General features: G+C 55.3%; 13 protein-coding genes. 10 read left to right on the top strand and 3 right to left on the bottom strand.

Annotation, left to right across the window (positions count from 1 at the left end):
• The first annotated feature begins 51 nt into the window (after nucleotides 1-51).
• Nucleotides 52-1,695, top strand: coding sequence for an FAD-binding oxidoreductase (locus GP473_RS07620; protein ID WP_246394754.1), 1,644 nt, complete (start codon nucleotides 52-54; stop codon nucleotides 1,693-1,695).
• Between the two features lie 45 nt (nucleotides 1,696-1,740).
• Entirely contained in the window at nucleotides 1,741-2,706 is a 966-nt protein-coding gene (locus GP473_RS07615; protein ID WP_185770292.1) for a diacylglycerol kinase, read from the top strand.
• 24 nt (nucleotides 2,707-2,730) lie between these two features.
• On the opposite strand, the gene GP473_RS07610 is transcribed toward GP473_RS07615, so the two are convergent.
• Entirely contained in the window at nucleotides 2,731-3,000 is a 270-nt protein-coding gene (locus tag GP473_RS07610; RefSeq protein ID WP_185770291.1) for a hypothetical protein, read from the bottom strand.
• 36 nt (nucleotides 3,001-3,036) lie between these two features.
• Here GP473_RS07610 and tsaD point away from each other — a divergent pair, with 36 nt between their 5' ends.
• The 3 genes from tsaD to groL all read left to right on the top strand — a co-directional run bounded on the left by tsaD (nucleotide 3,037) and on the right by groL (nucleotide 7,911).
• Nucleotides 3,037-5,673, top strand: a complete 2,637-nt coding sequence (gene tsaD, locus GP473_RS07605) for a tRNA (adenosine(37)-N6)-threonylcarbamoyltransferase complex transferase subunit TsaD (protein ID WP_186276801.1) — start codon at nucleotides 3,037-3,039, stop codon at nucleotides 5,671-5,673.
• A 297-nt stretch (nucleotides 5,674-5,970) separates the two neighbouring features.
• Nucleotides 5,971-6,267: a co-chaperone GroES gene (gene groES, locus GP473_RS07600; protein ID WP_185770289.1), complete on the top strand. Its 297-nt coding sequence runs from the start codon at nucleotides 5,971-5,973 to the stop codon at nucleotides 6,265-6,267.
• Nucleotides 6,268-6,282: 15 nt separating this feature from the next.
• Nucleotides 6,283-7,911 carry a chaperonin GroEL gene (groL, locus tag GP473_RS07595; protein ID WP_186276800.1) on the top strand — a complete coding sequence of 543 codons (1,629 nt, stop codon included), beginning with the start codon at nucleotides 6,283-6,285 and terminating at the stop codon, nucleotides 7,909-7,911.
• 293 nt (nucleotides 7,912-8,204) lie between these two features.
• On the opposite strand, the gene GP473_RS07590 is transcribed toward groL, so the two are convergent.
• A complete protein-coding gene (locus tag GP473_RS07590) occupies nucleotides 8,205-8,510 on the bottom strand; it encodes a WhiB family transcriptional regulator (protein ID WP_185770287.1) in 306 nt (101 codons plus the stop codon).
• A gap of 511 nt (nucleotides 8,511-9,021) precedes the next feature.
• Here GP473_RS07590 and GP473_RS07585 point away from each other — a divergent pair.
• Both GP473_RS07585 and GP473_RS07580 read left to right on the top strand, forming a co-directional pair.
• Nucleotides 9,022-9,648, top strand: coding sequence for a sigma-70 family RNA polymerase sigma factor (locus GP473_RS07585; RefSeq protein WP_185770286.1), 627 nt, complete (start codon nucleotides 9,022-9,024; stop codon nucleotides 9,646-9,648).
• The gene (locus GP473_RS07580; RefSeq protein WP_186276799.1) at nucleotides 9,641-10,513 is read left to right on the top strand and encodes a hypothetical protein; all 873 of its coding nucleotides are present in this window, start codon (nucleotides 9,641-9,643) and stop codon (nucleotides 10,511-10,513) included. Before GP473_RS07585 ends, GP473_RS07580 begins: the two co-directional genes overlap by 8 nt.
• A 185-nt stretch (nucleotides 10,514-10,698) precedes the next feature.
• Here GP473_RS07580 and GP473_RS07575 read toward each other — a convergent pair whose 3' ends face one another.
• A complete protein-coding gene (locus tag GP473_RS07575; RefSeq protein WP_185770763.1) occupies nucleotides 10,699-11,118 on the bottom strand; it encodes a DUF5319 domain-containing protein in 420 nt (139 codons plus the stop codon).
• A gap of 100 nt (nucleotides 11,119-11,218) precedes the next feature.
• Here GP473_RS07575 and guaB point away from each other — a divergent pair, with 100 nt between their 5' ends.
• The 3 genes from guaB (at nucleotide 11,219) to guaA (ending at nucleotide 15,642) form a co-directional block, all read left to right on the top strand.
• Nucleotides 11,219-12,751, top strand: a complete 1,533-nt coding sequence (gene guaB, locus GP473_RS07570) for an IMP dehydrogenase (RefSeq protein WP_185770284.1) — start codon at nucleotides 11,219-11,221, stop codon at nucleotides 12,749-12,751.
• A 12-nt stretch (nucleotides 12,752-12,763) separates the two neighbouring features.
• A complete protein-coding gene (locus GP473_RS07565; RefSeq protein ID WP_185770283.1) occupies nucleotides 12,764-13,918 on the top strand; it encodes a GuaB3 family IMP dehydrogenase-related protein in 1,155 nt (384 codons plus the stop codon).
• A gap of 143 nt (nucleotides 13,919-14,061) precedes the next feature.
• On the top strand, nucleotides 14,062-15,642 hold the full coding sequence (guaA, locus tag GP473_RS07560; protein WP_186276798.1) for a glutamine-hydrolyzing GMP synthase: 1,581 nt from the start codon (nucleotides 14,062-14,064) through the stop codon (nucleotides 15,640-15,642).
• Nucleotides 15,643-15,669 lie beyond the last annotated feature (27 nt).

Genomic DNA, 15,669 nt, shown 5'->3' with positions numbered 1-15,669 from the left:
ATGAGTCATAAATACAGAGTTCTTTGCTGTGATTCCCGTAATGTATGGTTCATGACTAATCTTCCTTTGCCTCCGATGGCTTATAACAAATGGGGAACTGAAGACGAGGCCAAAGAGCTGTCGCCGTCTATCCAGAAGATGCTGTCGAAAATGTTAGGGGCGACGAAGCCGACCCCTTCATCGAAGCCACTTTTGGCCGCTAGTAATGCAACGGAGACTGATGTTGCCACAATAGGAGCGATTGTTGGCTCGCAGTACATCGCTGTCGATGATGAACAGCGCCGTCCAAGGGCTCGTGGCAAGAGCTATCTGGATCTATTGGATTGGCGTATGGATGATGAGGTTACTGCTCCGGATTTAGTCGTTGCTCCAGGTACGGAAGAAGAAATACTCGAGATTCTCCATTACTGCTCTCATGAGAGAATTGCTGTGGTTCCTTTTGGTGGTGGAACTTCCGTGGTTGGCGGTATCACTCCTCTTCCCGGAGGCCACCGTGCTGTGATCAGTCTAGATCTTGTCCGTTTTGACGCCCTTGAAGACGTTGATGAAGTGTCAGGATTAGCCACTCTGGGGGCAGGACTATCTGGACCGCATGCAGAGATGAAGTTAGCGGAGCATGGTTTGCAATTGGGTCATTTTCCGCAGTCCTTCCCATACGCCACCATTGGAGGTTTTGCTGCGACGCGCTCCAGTGGCCAGAATTCTGCGGGTTATGGCCGGTTTGACGAGATGGTGCGTGAGCTAACTGTGGTGACTCCCGTTGGCATTATTCGCCCGGGCCACTCCAGTCCCGCAACTGCAGCTGGCCCTTCCATCAAGGAGATTTTTCTCGGATCTGAGGGACTCTTCGGCGTTATTACTCGAGTGCGTGTGCGGGTACATCCGATCCCTGAGGATAAACAATATGAAGCTTTTACCTTTGCGTCTTTCGACAAGGGAGTAGCGGCACTACGTGCCGTTGAACAAGCTGGTTCTGGTCCAACTGTTCTACGTTTATCGGATGAGATTGAGTCGTCGGTGAATTTGACGAGTACGGATAAAATCGGCGAATCCGATGCAGAGGAAAACAAGGGATGCTTAGCCATCACAATGTTTGAAGGCACAAAAGAGCATGCTGACCGCGCACATGCTGAAACTCGCGCTTTAATGCTTGCTAATGGTGGTCGCTCTGTGGGTGAGGAGCCGGCGCGGCAATGGGAGAAGGGGCGCTTTGGAGCGCCCGTTTTGCGCGATTCGCTCATGGATGCTGGAGCGTTGTGCGAGACCTTGGAGACTGCAACTGACTGGTCCAATGTTCCTCGTTTGAAAAAAGCTGTGTCAGCAGCGATTGCCAAAGAACTCGTCGATGAGTCTGCAGCCTTGATTATGTGCCATGTTAGTCATGTGTATGCCACTGGCTGTTCTCTGTACTTCACAATCGTTGCTGGTGCATCTGATGATCCGCAACAAACTGCAAGAAAATGGCGTGCTGCAAAGTCTGCTGCGACGGAAGCCATGACGCTACATGGTGGCACTATCACGCACCATCATGCCGTGGGAACTGATCACCTGCCATGGATGGATAAAGAGATTGAGGTACTGGGTATCGACATCCTTCAAGCGGTTAAACAAAGGTTGGATCCTGCAGGCATTCTTAACCCGGGTAAAACTTTTGACCGTGGAACAAGCATGCCTCATAGTTTGAGAAACGACTAAAAGGGAGTGAGATTCTTCCCAATTAAGAGAAGCGAGAATGAAGCAATGACTGTGGAAAATCAAGGTAATTTCCAGGTAGGAACAACCGAAATTAGGCGAGTTGCGATGATTACCAACCCGGCCGCTGGAAAAGGTGAGGCTGTTCATGCTGCACAGAAGGCACGGCAGCGTTTTTCCGAGTTGGGAATTGACGTAGTTTCTCTACAAGGAGCTAGTGCTGAATCTTCTCTTCAGCTGGCCGAAGCAGCTGTAGTAGATGAGCGTATTGATGCACTGGTAGTTGCTGGAGGAGATGGGCTTATCAATTTAGCACTCCAAGCACAAGCTCACACTGATATGCCATTGGGCATCATTCCTGCTGGTACTGGCAATGACCATGCTCGCGAATACAATATCCCTACGGGAGATCCAGTGCGCGCTGCAGAGATCATCGCGGACGGTTTCTGGACGACGACGGATCTAGGTCTCATTACTGAGTATGAGACCAATGAGGCTAGCGAACCTTCCGGATCACGTTGGTTTGGAACCATCAGCTGTGCTGGGTTTGATTCTTTAGTTACTGATCGAAGTAATGCGCTGACTTGGCCCAAAGGAAAAAGCCGCTATAGTGTAGCGATATTCGCAGAAGTTCTGAATTGGAAAGCAACTCCGACTCGCATTGTGTTGGATCACGAGATTGAGTTGAATGATCCGATCATTCTTTGCAGTATAGGGAATACGCGCACCTATGGGGGCGGCATGAAGATCTGTCCTCGGGCTAACCATCATGATGGGTTGCTCGATCTGACAATTATGGAAGACATTGGGCGGTTGCAGGCTTTGCCACGTTTCAGCCATATTCTGAAGGGAACGCTAACGCCTGGTGATGGCATTAGCATGTATCGTGCCAAGCATGTGCGGATTGAGATGCCGAAGATGAATTGTTATGCCGACGGCGACCTCATGGCCACTTTGCCAATAGAACTCGAAGCAGTTCCGGGAGCCGGTCGTTATCTTGTACCGCGCCCTTAAGATTCTGCTAGCTGTTCTTCTTCCTCAACGAGGAAGTGGAGCAGCGGCAGCTTGAGCAGCAATGATGCCGTTGGTGCGCCCGTTGCCTTTGGGGGCGTAGCGTGGCAGAGGTTCTTGCTTAACTAGAGCTGTTGACGTGTTTTTCTTTCCATCCGTGGTTTTTGTAGAACTACCGCTGGTGAGTGATTGAACGACTTTTCCAGCTAGACCGGGATAATAAACCTGGGTATAGGTGAGGACTTTGTTGCGGATGCGTGAAAAGAACTGTGTGATGAAATTTTGGCGTGATGACATGTCTTAAGTTTAAGGTACGAGCGTTAGAATTTTCTCATGCACATTTTGACCGTTGATTCTTCCACCTCTTACGTTGTTTCCGGCATCGTGGAAATCCCCGAGGGGCGCCCGCAAGAATTGGTGACTCGTGCGCAGCGTTGCGTGGATAACCCCCGCGGTCATATGGAGCTGCTTACTCCGAACATCGTGGAGTGTTTGGCTGAGGCGGGGCTTGAACCAGCGGATCTTTCTGCTGTGATCGTTGGTACTGGTCCAGGACCTTTCACTGGTCTGCGGGTGGGGATGGCTACAGCTCAGGCGTTTGCCGATGCCTTGTCTATTCCTGTGCATGGGGTGGAATCCCTCGCTGCGATTGCGGTGGATGTGTGGGATTCTGTGTCAGTCAATGATTCGATGCGAACCGGTGAGTTACTTATTCTTACCGATGCGCGGCGCCGGGAGTGGTTTGGCGCTCGTTATGAATTGTCGGCGCCGTTGTTGTCCACCAACGCCACACTTCGAACCCTTGCAGGTCCTTTCGTGAGTAAGCCCGATGACATTCTGGAACAGCAGCCAGGTTCCAGTTCAATTGTTGTTGCTAAGGCCTTGGCTCAGCATGAGTTATTGGTAGATAAGGCTCATAGGATGCTGTCTCTGGATGGTCGTCCTACTCCACGTTCCCTGGTTCTTGCCGCGTTGTTGAAGGCGGGGGGCGTCAGCAACGCGTCGGTTCGGGGTTTGTTGACTCCGAGTGAGCCCTTGCGGGCTTTGTACTTACGCCGTCCTGACGCTGTGGAACCGAAAGCTCAGCGGGTGTCGTCAGCATTGGACTTCACGGCGCTTGCCCGCGGCATAGAAGGGATGGTTGATACGCAGGGCACAACCGCTGGTGAGGGAACAACTGGCTCAGAGACAGTGGTTAGGGCAGAAAAGATGGCTGGTTTAGAGGGGACAACCGGTGCTGAGGGGGTAGCTGACGTCGACAAAATACAGAAGACAGAGGGAGTACAGAGCGCCGAGGGCGAGAATATTCGGACCGTTGAGCTAGGTCAGGCGGATGCGGTGGCGATGGAGAGCATTGAGCGTGACCTTTTTGCGCAAGATTCGCCGTGGTCTCTGGACCTCATCCGCTCCGAGCTTTCTGCAATGAACACTCGGTATTTCGGCGTGAAATGTGGCGAGGAGCTAATTGGTTATCTGGGGTTGGCAAAGGTGGGTCCTGACGTGGATCCGGAGTGGGAGATTCACACTGTTGCGATAGACCGTAACTACCAGGGTGTGGGGTTGTCGCATCTGCTGATGGTTGCTGCTATGCGGGCTGTTGACAAGGTTGGGGGCAAGGTGTTTCTCGAAGTGCGCACTGACAACGCCGCTGCAGTGGGTTTGTACCGTCGCTACGGATTTGAACCGATTAGCGTGCGCAAGAATTACTACCAGCCATCGGGTGCTGATGCGTTGGTGATGATGCGTCCGTCATATGGTTATGACGAGGAGGCAGAAAACTCTGCGGGATGTGTGGATGATTCTCTGAATGCGCCGACGCAGCCTTGTGACACAAATAGGGATAAGAACACCATGGTCATCCTAGGTGTGGAGAGTTCGTGCGATGAAACCGGTGTGGGGGTTGTGGAAATGACCCGGGGCGAAACTGGAGAGGTTTCCATGCGCATGATCAGTAACCGGGTGGCATCGTCGATGCAGGAACATGCCCGTTTTGGTGGCGTGGTTCCGGAGATAGCCAGCCGGGCGCATTTGGAGGCTATGGGACCGACTATGCGTCAAGCGCTTCGTGATCTCCGCGCCGATAAGGTGAGTAGAGGGGTGGCGACCGTATCGAACGAGAAACCGGATGCTGTTGCCGCAACAGTGGGGCCAGGACTAGCTGGGGCTTTGCTGGTGGGGGCTGCCGCTGCCAAGGCCTATGCTGCGGCATGGCAGGTGCCGTTTTATGGGATGAATCATTTGGGCGGCCATGTGGCGGTGGACCTGTTGGACGAAGCTGGTGAGGGACTGGGCGGTACGACTGCTCAGGGAGAGGGGTTGAATAATGCGATCGCTCTGCTGGTATCCGGCGGGCACACCCAGATTTTGCATATCCGTGGAGTAGGTAAGCCTATGGAGGAATTAGGTAGCACGTTGGATGATGCTGCAGGTGAAGCCTATGACAAGGTGGCGCGATTACTAGGATTAGGCTATCCGGGCGGGCCAGTGATTGATAAGTTAGCTATGAGAGGAAATGCGAAAGCGGTGGCGTTTCCTCGCGCCATGATGCGTCAGCAGGATTCCCGCTATGACTTTAGTTTTTCGGGTGTGAAAACTGCCGTGGCTCGTTATGTCGAACAGGCGGAGCGCGAGGGCAAGAGCATTCCTGTGGAGGATGTGTGCGCATCTTTCCAGGAGGCCGTGTGCGATGTTTTAACTGCGAAGGCTGTGCGCGCCGCCAAGGATGTGGGCGCTGGAACGATGTTGTTGGGTGGTGGGGTGTCTGCCAATTCCCGTTTGAGGGAGTTGTTGGCTCAGCGGTGTCGATCAGCGGGGATTGTTCTTCACATTCCGCAGTTTTCACTGTGTACTGATAACGGGGTGATGATTGCCGCGTTGGCAGCGCAGGTCATTGCTGCAGGTGCCCACCCGTCTGGTTTAGACACAGATACTGACCCCTCACTTGAAGTTGAGATTCCTGTTATTCAATAGCTTGGACGGCACTCGATAGCGGGTGCCGTGAGGGGCTGTCTGTGGGGTATGTGATGGGTGCTTTCGCGGGTTGGGAGTGGGCTCTTTTCGCGTTGATCCCCGGGGACGATTTCGCCTTGAGCGAACAAGACTCAAAGTAGTGATGATGTGTGTTGAGGGTTAGCACTCGCGAGGGTAGAGTGCCAGTAGGTTGTTTGACACACAGTTGTTCACCCGCGACGACGGCTGTGCACGGAGAACCAACCGGCACAATCGAAAAAGATTCGAACACATTACGAATACACGGAGGTATTCATCGTGGCTAACGTGAACATCAAGCCGCTCGAGGATCGCGTCCTCGTACAGATTGTTGAGGCAGAGACCACCACCGCTTCCGGTCTGGTTATTCCAGATTCCGCAAAGGAAAAGCCACAGGAAGCAACCGTCATCGCCGTGGGGCCAGGCCGTGTTTCCGGTGAGGAGCGTATCCCAATGGATGTGAAGGAAGGCGACACTGTCGTGTTCTCCAAGTACGGTGGAACTGAGCTGAAGTACAACGGCGAGGAGTACCTGCTGCTGAGCCAGCGCGACATCCTGGCTGTTATCGAGAAGTAAGGCGGGGGTTCCTGCATGTCAAAGCTCATTGCATTCGACCAGGAGGCTCGCCAGGGCCTGCAGAGTGGTGTCGACGCACTGGCTGACGCGGTGAAGGTGACCCTTGGCCCGCGCGGCCGTAACGTCGTTCTGGACAAGGCTTTCGGTGGCCCAACAGTCACCAACGACGGCGTGACTATCGCTCGGGACATCGACCTCGAAGATCCTTTCGAGAATCTTGGTGCTCAGTTGGTGAAGTCCGTTGCCATCAAGACCAACGATATCGCTGGTGATGGCACCACCACCGCAACCCTATTGGCGCAAGCTCTGATTAACGAAGGGCTGCGCACGGTTGCAGCTGGTGCGAACCCTATTGCGGTCAATCGAGGTATTGAGAAGGGTACCGAGCGAGTCATCGAACTTCTCCAGGAAGTAGCTCAGCCAGTTGCGGATTCCGCAGCTATCGCCAATGTCGCCACTGTATCCTCCCGTGATAAGGGGATTGGTGACATGGTGGCTGATGCTTTCGACAAGGTTGGCAAGGATGGCGTGGTCACCGTTGAGGAATCTCAGTCAATCGAGGATGAGTCCATCGTTACGGAGGGCGTGTCTTTCGATAAAGGCTTCCTGTCACCATACTTTGTGACTAACCCTGATACCGGCCACGCCGAGTTGGAGAATGCCCTTGTTCTCCTCGTTCGCGACAAGATTTCCTCCCTGCCTGAGTTCCTGCCTGTACTGGAGCAGATTGCTCAGTCTGGCAAGCAGGTGTTGATCGTTGCTGAGGACGTGGAGGGTGAGCCGCTGCAGATGCTGGTGCTCAATGCTATCCGTAAGTCCCTGAAGGTCGTTGCCGTGAAGGCTCCGTACTTTGGTGACCGTCGCAAGGCCTTCATGGATGACCTCGCTGTGGTCACTGGCGGCACCGTCGTGGACAAGGAATTGGGCGAGAGCCTTTCTGAGTTCAAGTTGGCGCAGTTTGGTTCTGCCCGACGGATCACCGTGACGAAGGAAGAGACCGTCATCGTTGACGGCGGTGGCACGACTGAAGCGGTTGAGGAACGCCGTAGCCAAATTCGTGCTGAAATTGAGCGCACTGATTCCACGTGGGATCGGGAAAAGCTTGAGGAGCGCTTGGCTAAGTTGTCCGGCGGCGTTGCGGTTATCCGCGCAGGTGGCGCTACCGAGACCGAGGTTAATGAGCGCAAGCTACGTATCGAGGACGCAATCAATGCAGCACGCGCGGCTGCTCAGGAAGGTGTCATTGCTGGCGGTGGCTCTGTTCTGGTTCAGATTGCGTCCAAGATCGACGAAATGGCTACCGCAACCGAGGGAGATGAAGCGATCGGTTTGCGCGCCTTGGCGCGTGCTCTGCGCCGCCCGGCCTACTGGATTGCCGATAACGCCGGTCTCGATGGTGCTGTAGTTGTGGCACACATCGCTGAGCAGCCTAATGGATCCGGTTTCAACGCCGCGACCCTAGAATATGGCGATCTGCTCAGCCAAGGAATTATCGATCCGGTTAAGGTCACTCACTCTGCAGTAGTGAATGCCACCTCTGTGTCTCGCATGGTTCTCACTACCGAGACTGCCGTGGTGGAGAAGCCAGAAAAGCCAGCAGCCCCAGCAGTTGCCGGCCATCATCATCACGGCCACGCGCACTAGTTCCGTAGTTCCGTGCCTACTTTGTGGGCACATCGCGTGGCGGAACTCTCTAGTCGTCGCGGGTAATCGCGGCGGTCTATCGAGGGACAGTTCATGTGAGAGGCACGTGTCCCCGCATAGCCGCGACCATCAGTTTGTGAATCTGTCGTCTGGCTGCGGGGACTCAGTGCTTGCTGGGGGCTGTGGCCACGGTGCTGAAGCACTGCTGGCAGCTAGGGTGTGGTGGTTGTTACTGGGAACTGGTGGCGTCGATAAAACTCACAGGAACAAGCTGACAGGGCGGAAGAACTACACTAGGCCGAGAGCCGACGCTGGCGGCTACGGGCAGAGGGTCGGAGGATAGCCTCGCGCTCGGACTCGGACATACCGCCCCAGATGCCATAGGGCTCGCCAACGCTCAGTGCATGAGCTCTGCAGGATTGCAGAACCGGGCATTGCGCACAGATAGCCTTGGCGCGATGCTCACGCATGGCACGAGCTCGCCCGCGTTCACCATCGGGGTGGAAAAACACAGAAGAGTCGGTACCTCGGCACGAGCCATGAAGCTGCCATTCCCACACAGCATTGGTCGGGTTCGGGAGCTCGCGTAGCTGAGGCATGAACAATATCTCCTTGGATGACGTTGAATCTGCAGTGATCGTTATGGACGTAGTTCTTTAGGGGTGTTCTCGATGTGTTGTGGTGCGTAGGAGTGTTTTTGGTCGTCGGTTGTGCGTGGTGCTGTGACCGCGCCTTGAGTCAGGAGTGCGGATTACGGATACGCACCCTGCTAGAAAGAAGCGTCACTGTTTGAAGTGAACGCGAGGTAAAGAGGGGGTGCAGCGGAGGTGACAGGAGGTGAAAAGTGCGGAAACGGGAAAGGGTGAAGTTGTGTTCACCTGCGAACATGGGGAAATTGAACGTCACGTGAACACTGTGAAGACGTTTGTCACGTTCCCCTCTTAAGGGGGAAAAAGAGACGATTTTCACTGACGGCCCCCTATTCCTCTTATTCAGGATGATTACCCTAAGAATGGTTTTTATGGACGATAGAGTGAGGGGTCACTGGCTAACTGTGCTAGTTTCATATGGGGTTATGTGATAGATCACCCGAGCAAGAAGTGCGAGAACATGACATCGACAGACGACATCACTTCAGCCATTCAGGCTGTTGTGCCAGATGCCGTCAAAGGTGATCCACAGGCACTGCAGGAGCTGATTAACCTCATACATCCGCAGGTCGTGCGCTATTGCCGTGCGCGTGTGGATTCCAACAGATATCCCACCGCGGATGACATAGCCCAAGAAGTCTGCCTTGCAGTAGCAAAAGCCATGCCGACTTATCAGGACAAAGGCCTGCCATTTATGGCCTTCGTGTACCGCGTTGCCGCTCATAAAATCGTGGACGCACGGCGTATGCACTCCAGGGATCTCGCGCAGCCGACGGACGCCATGCCGGATGAAGAAGCTCAGGGCGATACCCCCGAATCTGCAATGTTGATGCTCGATTCCTGTAACGAGGTAGTACAACTTCTCGATGTACTAAGTGAGAAGGCTAAAGAGATCATCACCCTCCGAGTTTTTGGAGGCTATTCGGCCGAAGAAACTGCACAAATTTTAGGTACGACAGCCGGCGCCGTCCGCGTGGCACAGTTCCGCGCACTGGCTAAGCTGAAGTCCCACCTCAAGGACAATCCCAGCATTTCCCTGCACACATCCGCAGGGACTCAAGAAAGACAACCCACACACCATGACTAAGAGCAACAGCTCCCAGGATTTCGGAGACTTTTCCGAACTGCTGGCGGAGGATCGCGTTCTAGACGCGATTGGGCGGGGTGAGTACGTTGATAGCGAAGCTCATCCACTCTATGCTCTGTTGTCTTCTGCCCGCGCTGAAGCAGATGCGAATATGCCAGAACCGCCGGTACTCGCTGATCTGCTTGAACAGGATGGATCGAGTGATACCGCCACTCCAGCGACCCAGGCAAGAGGCGCCAGCATAACCACACTCGTGCCGCGACGCTACCTCAAGTTCGGCCGCAACTCTGTTGCCGCAGGCGGAGTCTCCATCACCACAATGCTTATCGCTAGCGGTGTTGCAGCAGCTTTAGCCGTCGGTGGCCTCGGCTATGCCGCGTATAAGGGCAGTATCCCGTTGCCGCTGCCGAACAAAAACGTCACCGTGCATACTGAGAACGATCAGACTGGTTCGAGTGAGTCGCAGCGTGGCAGCTCGAAAACGTCGACCACAGGTGACAGCACGAGCACCAAGCCAGGAGGTGCGCTTGAGGAAAGTGAACGCCCCGCGGAGTCGGAGTCTGAGACTCCTCAGCCAACAGAGGCGACAACTCCATTGGAATCAACCACCGGCGAGGCTGCGCCAATTCCGTCTGACACAGCTCAGCAACCGACAGACACTGCGGTTCCGACCGAGCAACCTACCGTCAGCGACGTTCCGGTTACCGGTGGAAATGTGCGTGTAATTGAGGAACCAGCAGTTGGTGGGGTGGAGACCTCTCCAACGAAAACCTCTCCACCGGAGATTGATTCTCCAAAGGTCAACACTGTAGTGATGCCCGGCGCGCGTAATAGAGAAATGCTCAGCATCACCGATACTCGTTAGCCAGAGCGGCGCGACAGGGGTCTGCTGGGATTCCGCCGAGCATGGAGCGGGTGCGGGAATGGGCGTGGATGTCACTTATCACTCGGGGTGCTAAGCCGCGCTGGTGACAGTGGCCGCGCTGGTGATGATGTGCCGCCTGAGAAGCGATGGGGTAACGACAAGCGCCGAAGGAGATTGGGTTGGGCTCACCGATCCCAAAGAAAGCGTGGCCGCGCTCCATTGAAGGCATAGTCCATCGCATCTGCATAGCCTAAGCAATAATCCCATGTGACGTATTCGTCCGGATTGGGTTTAGCTCCGGGTTCATGAACGGGCACGATCTGGTGATTGATCAACATAGCGATGTTGGACTCGATGATGTCCCAGTCGTAGTAGTGAACCTCATCGCAATCATTACACAACATCGAAATACCGCGAATCCCTCGTGGCTCCAGGAGGCGGCGGAAATCCTTCACATTCGCTAAATCCGATTTGAGATCCAAAAGCTCTTCATCGGACAGTAGTGGGAATTCCTCCTCTGGTTCCAAAAACGACGCCGGATCGTTGGGATCATCAGCAAACGGATCCGGCGGCAGATCATGATTCCCGTAATTCACAGCACACATATTACCTTGCTGCTGACCCCAGGGAGGATAATCCAAGCACTGCGCGCTATTGTTAGATGAATTAGGCATAGGCATTCCTAGGTACAAGGAAGGAAACGGCGTGACCAACCAGCAGCCTGTATCCACCGGCGGTGACGATCCGAACAAGGTCTCCCTCGTGGGACTGACTTTTGATGACGTGCTTTTGCTCCCCGATGCATCAGATGTCATCCCCTCTGAGGTGAACACCTCCACGAAGCTGACTCGTAACATCGAGCTGAACATCCCAATCGCCTCCGCCGCAATGGATACTGTGACTGAGGCTCGCATGGCCGTGGCAATGGCACGTCAGGGTGGCATTGGTGTGCTCCATCGCAACTTATCCATCGAGGATCAAGCACAGCAGGCTGAAATTGTGAAGCGCTCTGAAGCCGGCATGGTGACCGATCCCGTGACCGCCACTCCGGAGATGACCATTCAGGAAGTGGATGATCTCTGCGCCCGCTACCGCATTTCTGGCTTGCCAGTGGTGGACGAAGAGGGACTGTTGGTTGGCATCATCACTAACCGTGATATGCGCTTCGAGGAAGACTTCAGCCGCAAGGCTGGCGACGTAATGACCAAGATGCCTCTCATCGTTGCCCAGGAGGGAGTTTCCGCCGACGCTGCTCTGCGCCTGCTGAGCGAGCACAAGGTTGAAAAACTGCCGATTGTTGATGGAGCCGGCAAGTTGACCGGTCTAATCACGGTGAAAGACTTCGCGAAGCGGGAACAGTACCCGGATGCAGCCAAAGATTCCTCTGGTCGGCTGTTAGTGGCCGCAGGCATCGGTACAGGTGACGATGCATGGAAGCGTGCTGGCGCTCTTGTTGACGCCGGCGTCGATGCCCTCGTCGTAGATACGGCCCACGCTCATAACACCGGGGTGCTGGACATGGTAGCCCGCGTGAAGAAAGAATTCGGTGACCGCGTGGATGTCATTGGTGGCAACTTGGCCACCCGAGGTGCTGCCCAAGCAATGGTTGAAGCGGGAGCTGATGCCATCAAGGTGGGCATTGGTCCGGGGTCCATTTGCACCACCCGCGTCGTCGCCGGTGTGGGTGCCCCACAGATTACTGCCATCATGGAGGCTGCAGCTGCAGCTAGCAAGGCTGGCGTGCCCATCATCGCCGATGGAGGCATGCAATTCTCCGGTGATATCGCCAAAGCGCTAGCCGCCGGAGCCTCCACCGTGATGCTGGGGTCCATGCTGGCAGGTTCCGAGGAAACCCCTGGCGAGACCGTGACCATTAACGGTAAGCAGTACAAGCGCTATCGGGGTATGGGTTCGATGGGAGCAATGCAGGGGCGTGGCCTGACTGGAGAGAAGCGCTCCTACTCGAAGGATCGTTACTTCCAGGCGGATGTGAAGTCTGAAGAGAAGTTGGTGCCGGAAGGCATTGAGGGTCGCGTTCCTTTCCGAGGGTCAGTTGAGGCTCTGTTGCACCAGCATGTCGGTGGGTTGCGTGCCGCTATGGGCTACACGGGCGCAGCCACTATTGCAGATTTGCACAAGGCTAAGTTTGTGCAGATTACTGGCGCTGGTTTGCGTGAGTCCCACCCACATGACGTCCAGGGCATCCTCGAGGCCCCGAACTACAACCCAAACCGTTAAGAGAAAAGACAGATGCAGGAATACGTTGATATTGGACGTGGCCGAGTCGCACGGCGCGTGTACGGTTTGGATCAGGTGGACATCGTTCCATCTCGTCGTACTCGCAGTTCCCATGATGTGGATACCACGTGGCGCATAGATGCCTACACTTTTGATTTCCCAGTCATGGCTCACCCGACTGACTCCGTGGTAACCCCCGAGTTTGCCATCGAATTCGGCAAGCTAGGCGGCCTGCCTGTGATCAACGCGGAAGGACTATGGGGCCGTGCCTCTGACCTCGACGCCGCCCTGCGCGATGTAGCTAATGCGGCCCGTGACAACATGTTCGGTGCAGCGGAAGACGGACAGTGGGGTTGGAAAGCGGGAGTAGCGAACAAGGTTTTGCAGAAGCTTCATGCCCAGCCATTGGATCAGGATCTCCTCCTCGAACGCCTGGGTGAAGTGCGTGCCTCTGGTATCCGCTTCGCCGTCCGAGTGTCCCCGCAAAAGGCTGCAGAACTAGCCCCGGTTATTATCAAATCTGGCCTGGATATGTTGGTTATCCAGGGCACGCTCGTCTCAGCGGAGCACGTTCACCGCGATGGGGAACCGCTGAACCTCAAGGAATTCATTGGTTCTTTGGACGTTCCAGTCATTGCAGGTGGTGTGGTGGATTATACCACAGCTCTTCATATGATGCGTACCGGCGCTGCCGGCGTGATTGTTGGCTCTGGAGACACCACAAACACCGAGTCCTTGGGCATTGACGTGCCAATGGCCACGGCGATCGCTGATGCCGCTGCTGCGCGCCGTGATTACCTGGATGAGACCGGTGGCCGTTATGTGCACGTTATTGCCGATTCTTCCCTGATGACCTCTGGCCAAGTGGCCAAGGCCATCGCTTGTGGCGCCGATGCTGTCGCTTTGGGCGCCCCACTGTCCATCGCAGAGTCTGCTGGTGCTCCAGAATGGTACTGGCCATCCACCGCGGCTCATCCTCAAGCACCGCGTGGAGACGTCGTCTTTACCGGAGGCAACGGCACTCTTCCACTTAAGGAACTACTGTTTGGTCCAACCTCTAACCCCTATGGTGAGGAAAACATCGTGGGTAGCCTGCGCCGCTCCATGGCCAAGTGCGGTTACACGGATGTGAAAAGCTTCCAGAAGGTTGATCTGGTTGTTCGCTAAGGACTCGTGACGTCAATCACCGAGGCATTTCTCCCGCGGAAGCGCATAAGTCGACGGGGGAGAACAGCACAAGCCAGGGGAGGAAAGCATAAGCACGAGACCGGTCTAGGACGGTGTCTGTGCAGCGGGTAAGCTTTGTACCCGTGACACAAACAGACAACACACAGTCCCCGCGCCCGGTCCTGGTTGTGGACTTCGGTGCCCAATATGCTCAGCTTATTGCTCGACGCGTGCGTGAGGCCAACCTGTACTCCGAGGTGGTACCGCACACCATGCCGGTGGAGGAGGTTGCGGCGAAGAACCCCGCTGCATTGATCCTCTCCGGTGGCCCTTCTTCCGTGTATGCGGATGAGGCTCCGACATTGCATGATGGTTTGCTCGAGCTCGGAGTACCAGTCTTCGGCATTTGCTATGGCTTCCAGGCGATGACCAATGCCCTCGGCGGCACAGTATCCAAAACCGGTCGCCGCGAGTACGGCCGTACTCAGATGACTGTGCTCGGCGGTGACTTACATGATGGCCTGGCTGAGACACACCAAGTGTGGATGAGTCATGGAGACGCCGTCTCTGAAGCTCCTGAGGGGTTCACCGTCACCGCCACCTCTGAAGGCGCGCCAGTCGCTGCCTTTGAATGCCCAGCCAAGCGTATGGCGGGAGTGCAGTACCACCCCGAGGTTCTTCATTCTCCCCATGGCCAGGAAGTACTGCGTCGGTTCCTCATTGAAACCGCCGGTCTGGAGCCGACCTGGACCGCCGGTAACATTGCAGAACAGCTTATTGAGCGCGTGCGTGAGCAGGTTGGCCCTGAGGGACGCGCCATATGCGGTCTGTCCGGCGGGGTGGATTCCGCTGTTGCCGCTGCTTTAGTGCAGCGGGCTATTGGGGATCGCCTGACTTGTGTATTTGTTGACCACGGCCTACTGCGTGAAGGAGAGCGTGAGCAAGTTGAGCGTGACTTTGTGGCCGCTACCGGCGCAAAACTTGTGACAGTGGATGAGCGCGAGGCGTTTCTTAACAACTTGTCCGGAGTAACTGAACCGGAAGCGAAGCGTAAGGCTATCGGTGCTGAATTTATCCGCTCCTTTGAGCGAGCTGTAGCCGGCGTGCTGGAGAGCGCTCCCGAAGGGGCTTCCGTGGACTTCCTGGTTCAGGGCACCCTCTACCCAGATGTGGTGGAATCCGGCGGCGGTTCCGGTACCGCGAACATTAAATCCCACCACAATGTGGGAGGACTGCCTGACGACGTAGAGTTCAAGCTGGTTGAGCCGCTGCGTCTGCTGTTCAAAGATGAAGTTCGCGCTGTGGGCCGCGAGTTAGGGTTGCCCGAGGTCATTGTTGCCCGTCAGCCATTCCCAGGTCCTGGTTTGGGTATTCGTATCATCGGTGAGGTCACTGAGGAACGGTTGACTACGTTGCGTCGGGCTGACGCTATTGCCCGTGAGGAGCTCACCGCAGCTGGTTTGGATAACACTATTTGGCAGTGCCCGGTCGTCCTCTTAGCTGATGTGCGATCTGTGGGTGTGCAGGGAGATGGGCGCACCTACGGTCACCCAATTGTGCTTCGTCCAGTGTCCAGTGAGGATGCCATGACGGCAGACTGGACTCGTATTCCTTATGAGACTTTGGAGATCATTTCCACGCGTATTACGAATGAGGTGGAAGATGTGAACCGCGTGGTCTTAGATGTCACTTCTAAACCACCGGGAACTATCGAATGGGAGTAGACACGATAGTCTTTCCCGATTTATCTC

Source organism: Corynebacterium anserum (assembly GCF_014262665.1).
GTDB classification, from domain to species: domain Bacteria; phylum Actinomycetota; class Actinomycetes; order Mycobacteriales; family Mycobacteriaceae; genus Corynebacterium; species Corynebacterium anserum.
The sequence above is the reverse complement of the archived record's forward strand: the minus strand, read 5'-3'. Positions and strand labels throughout refer to the sequence as shown.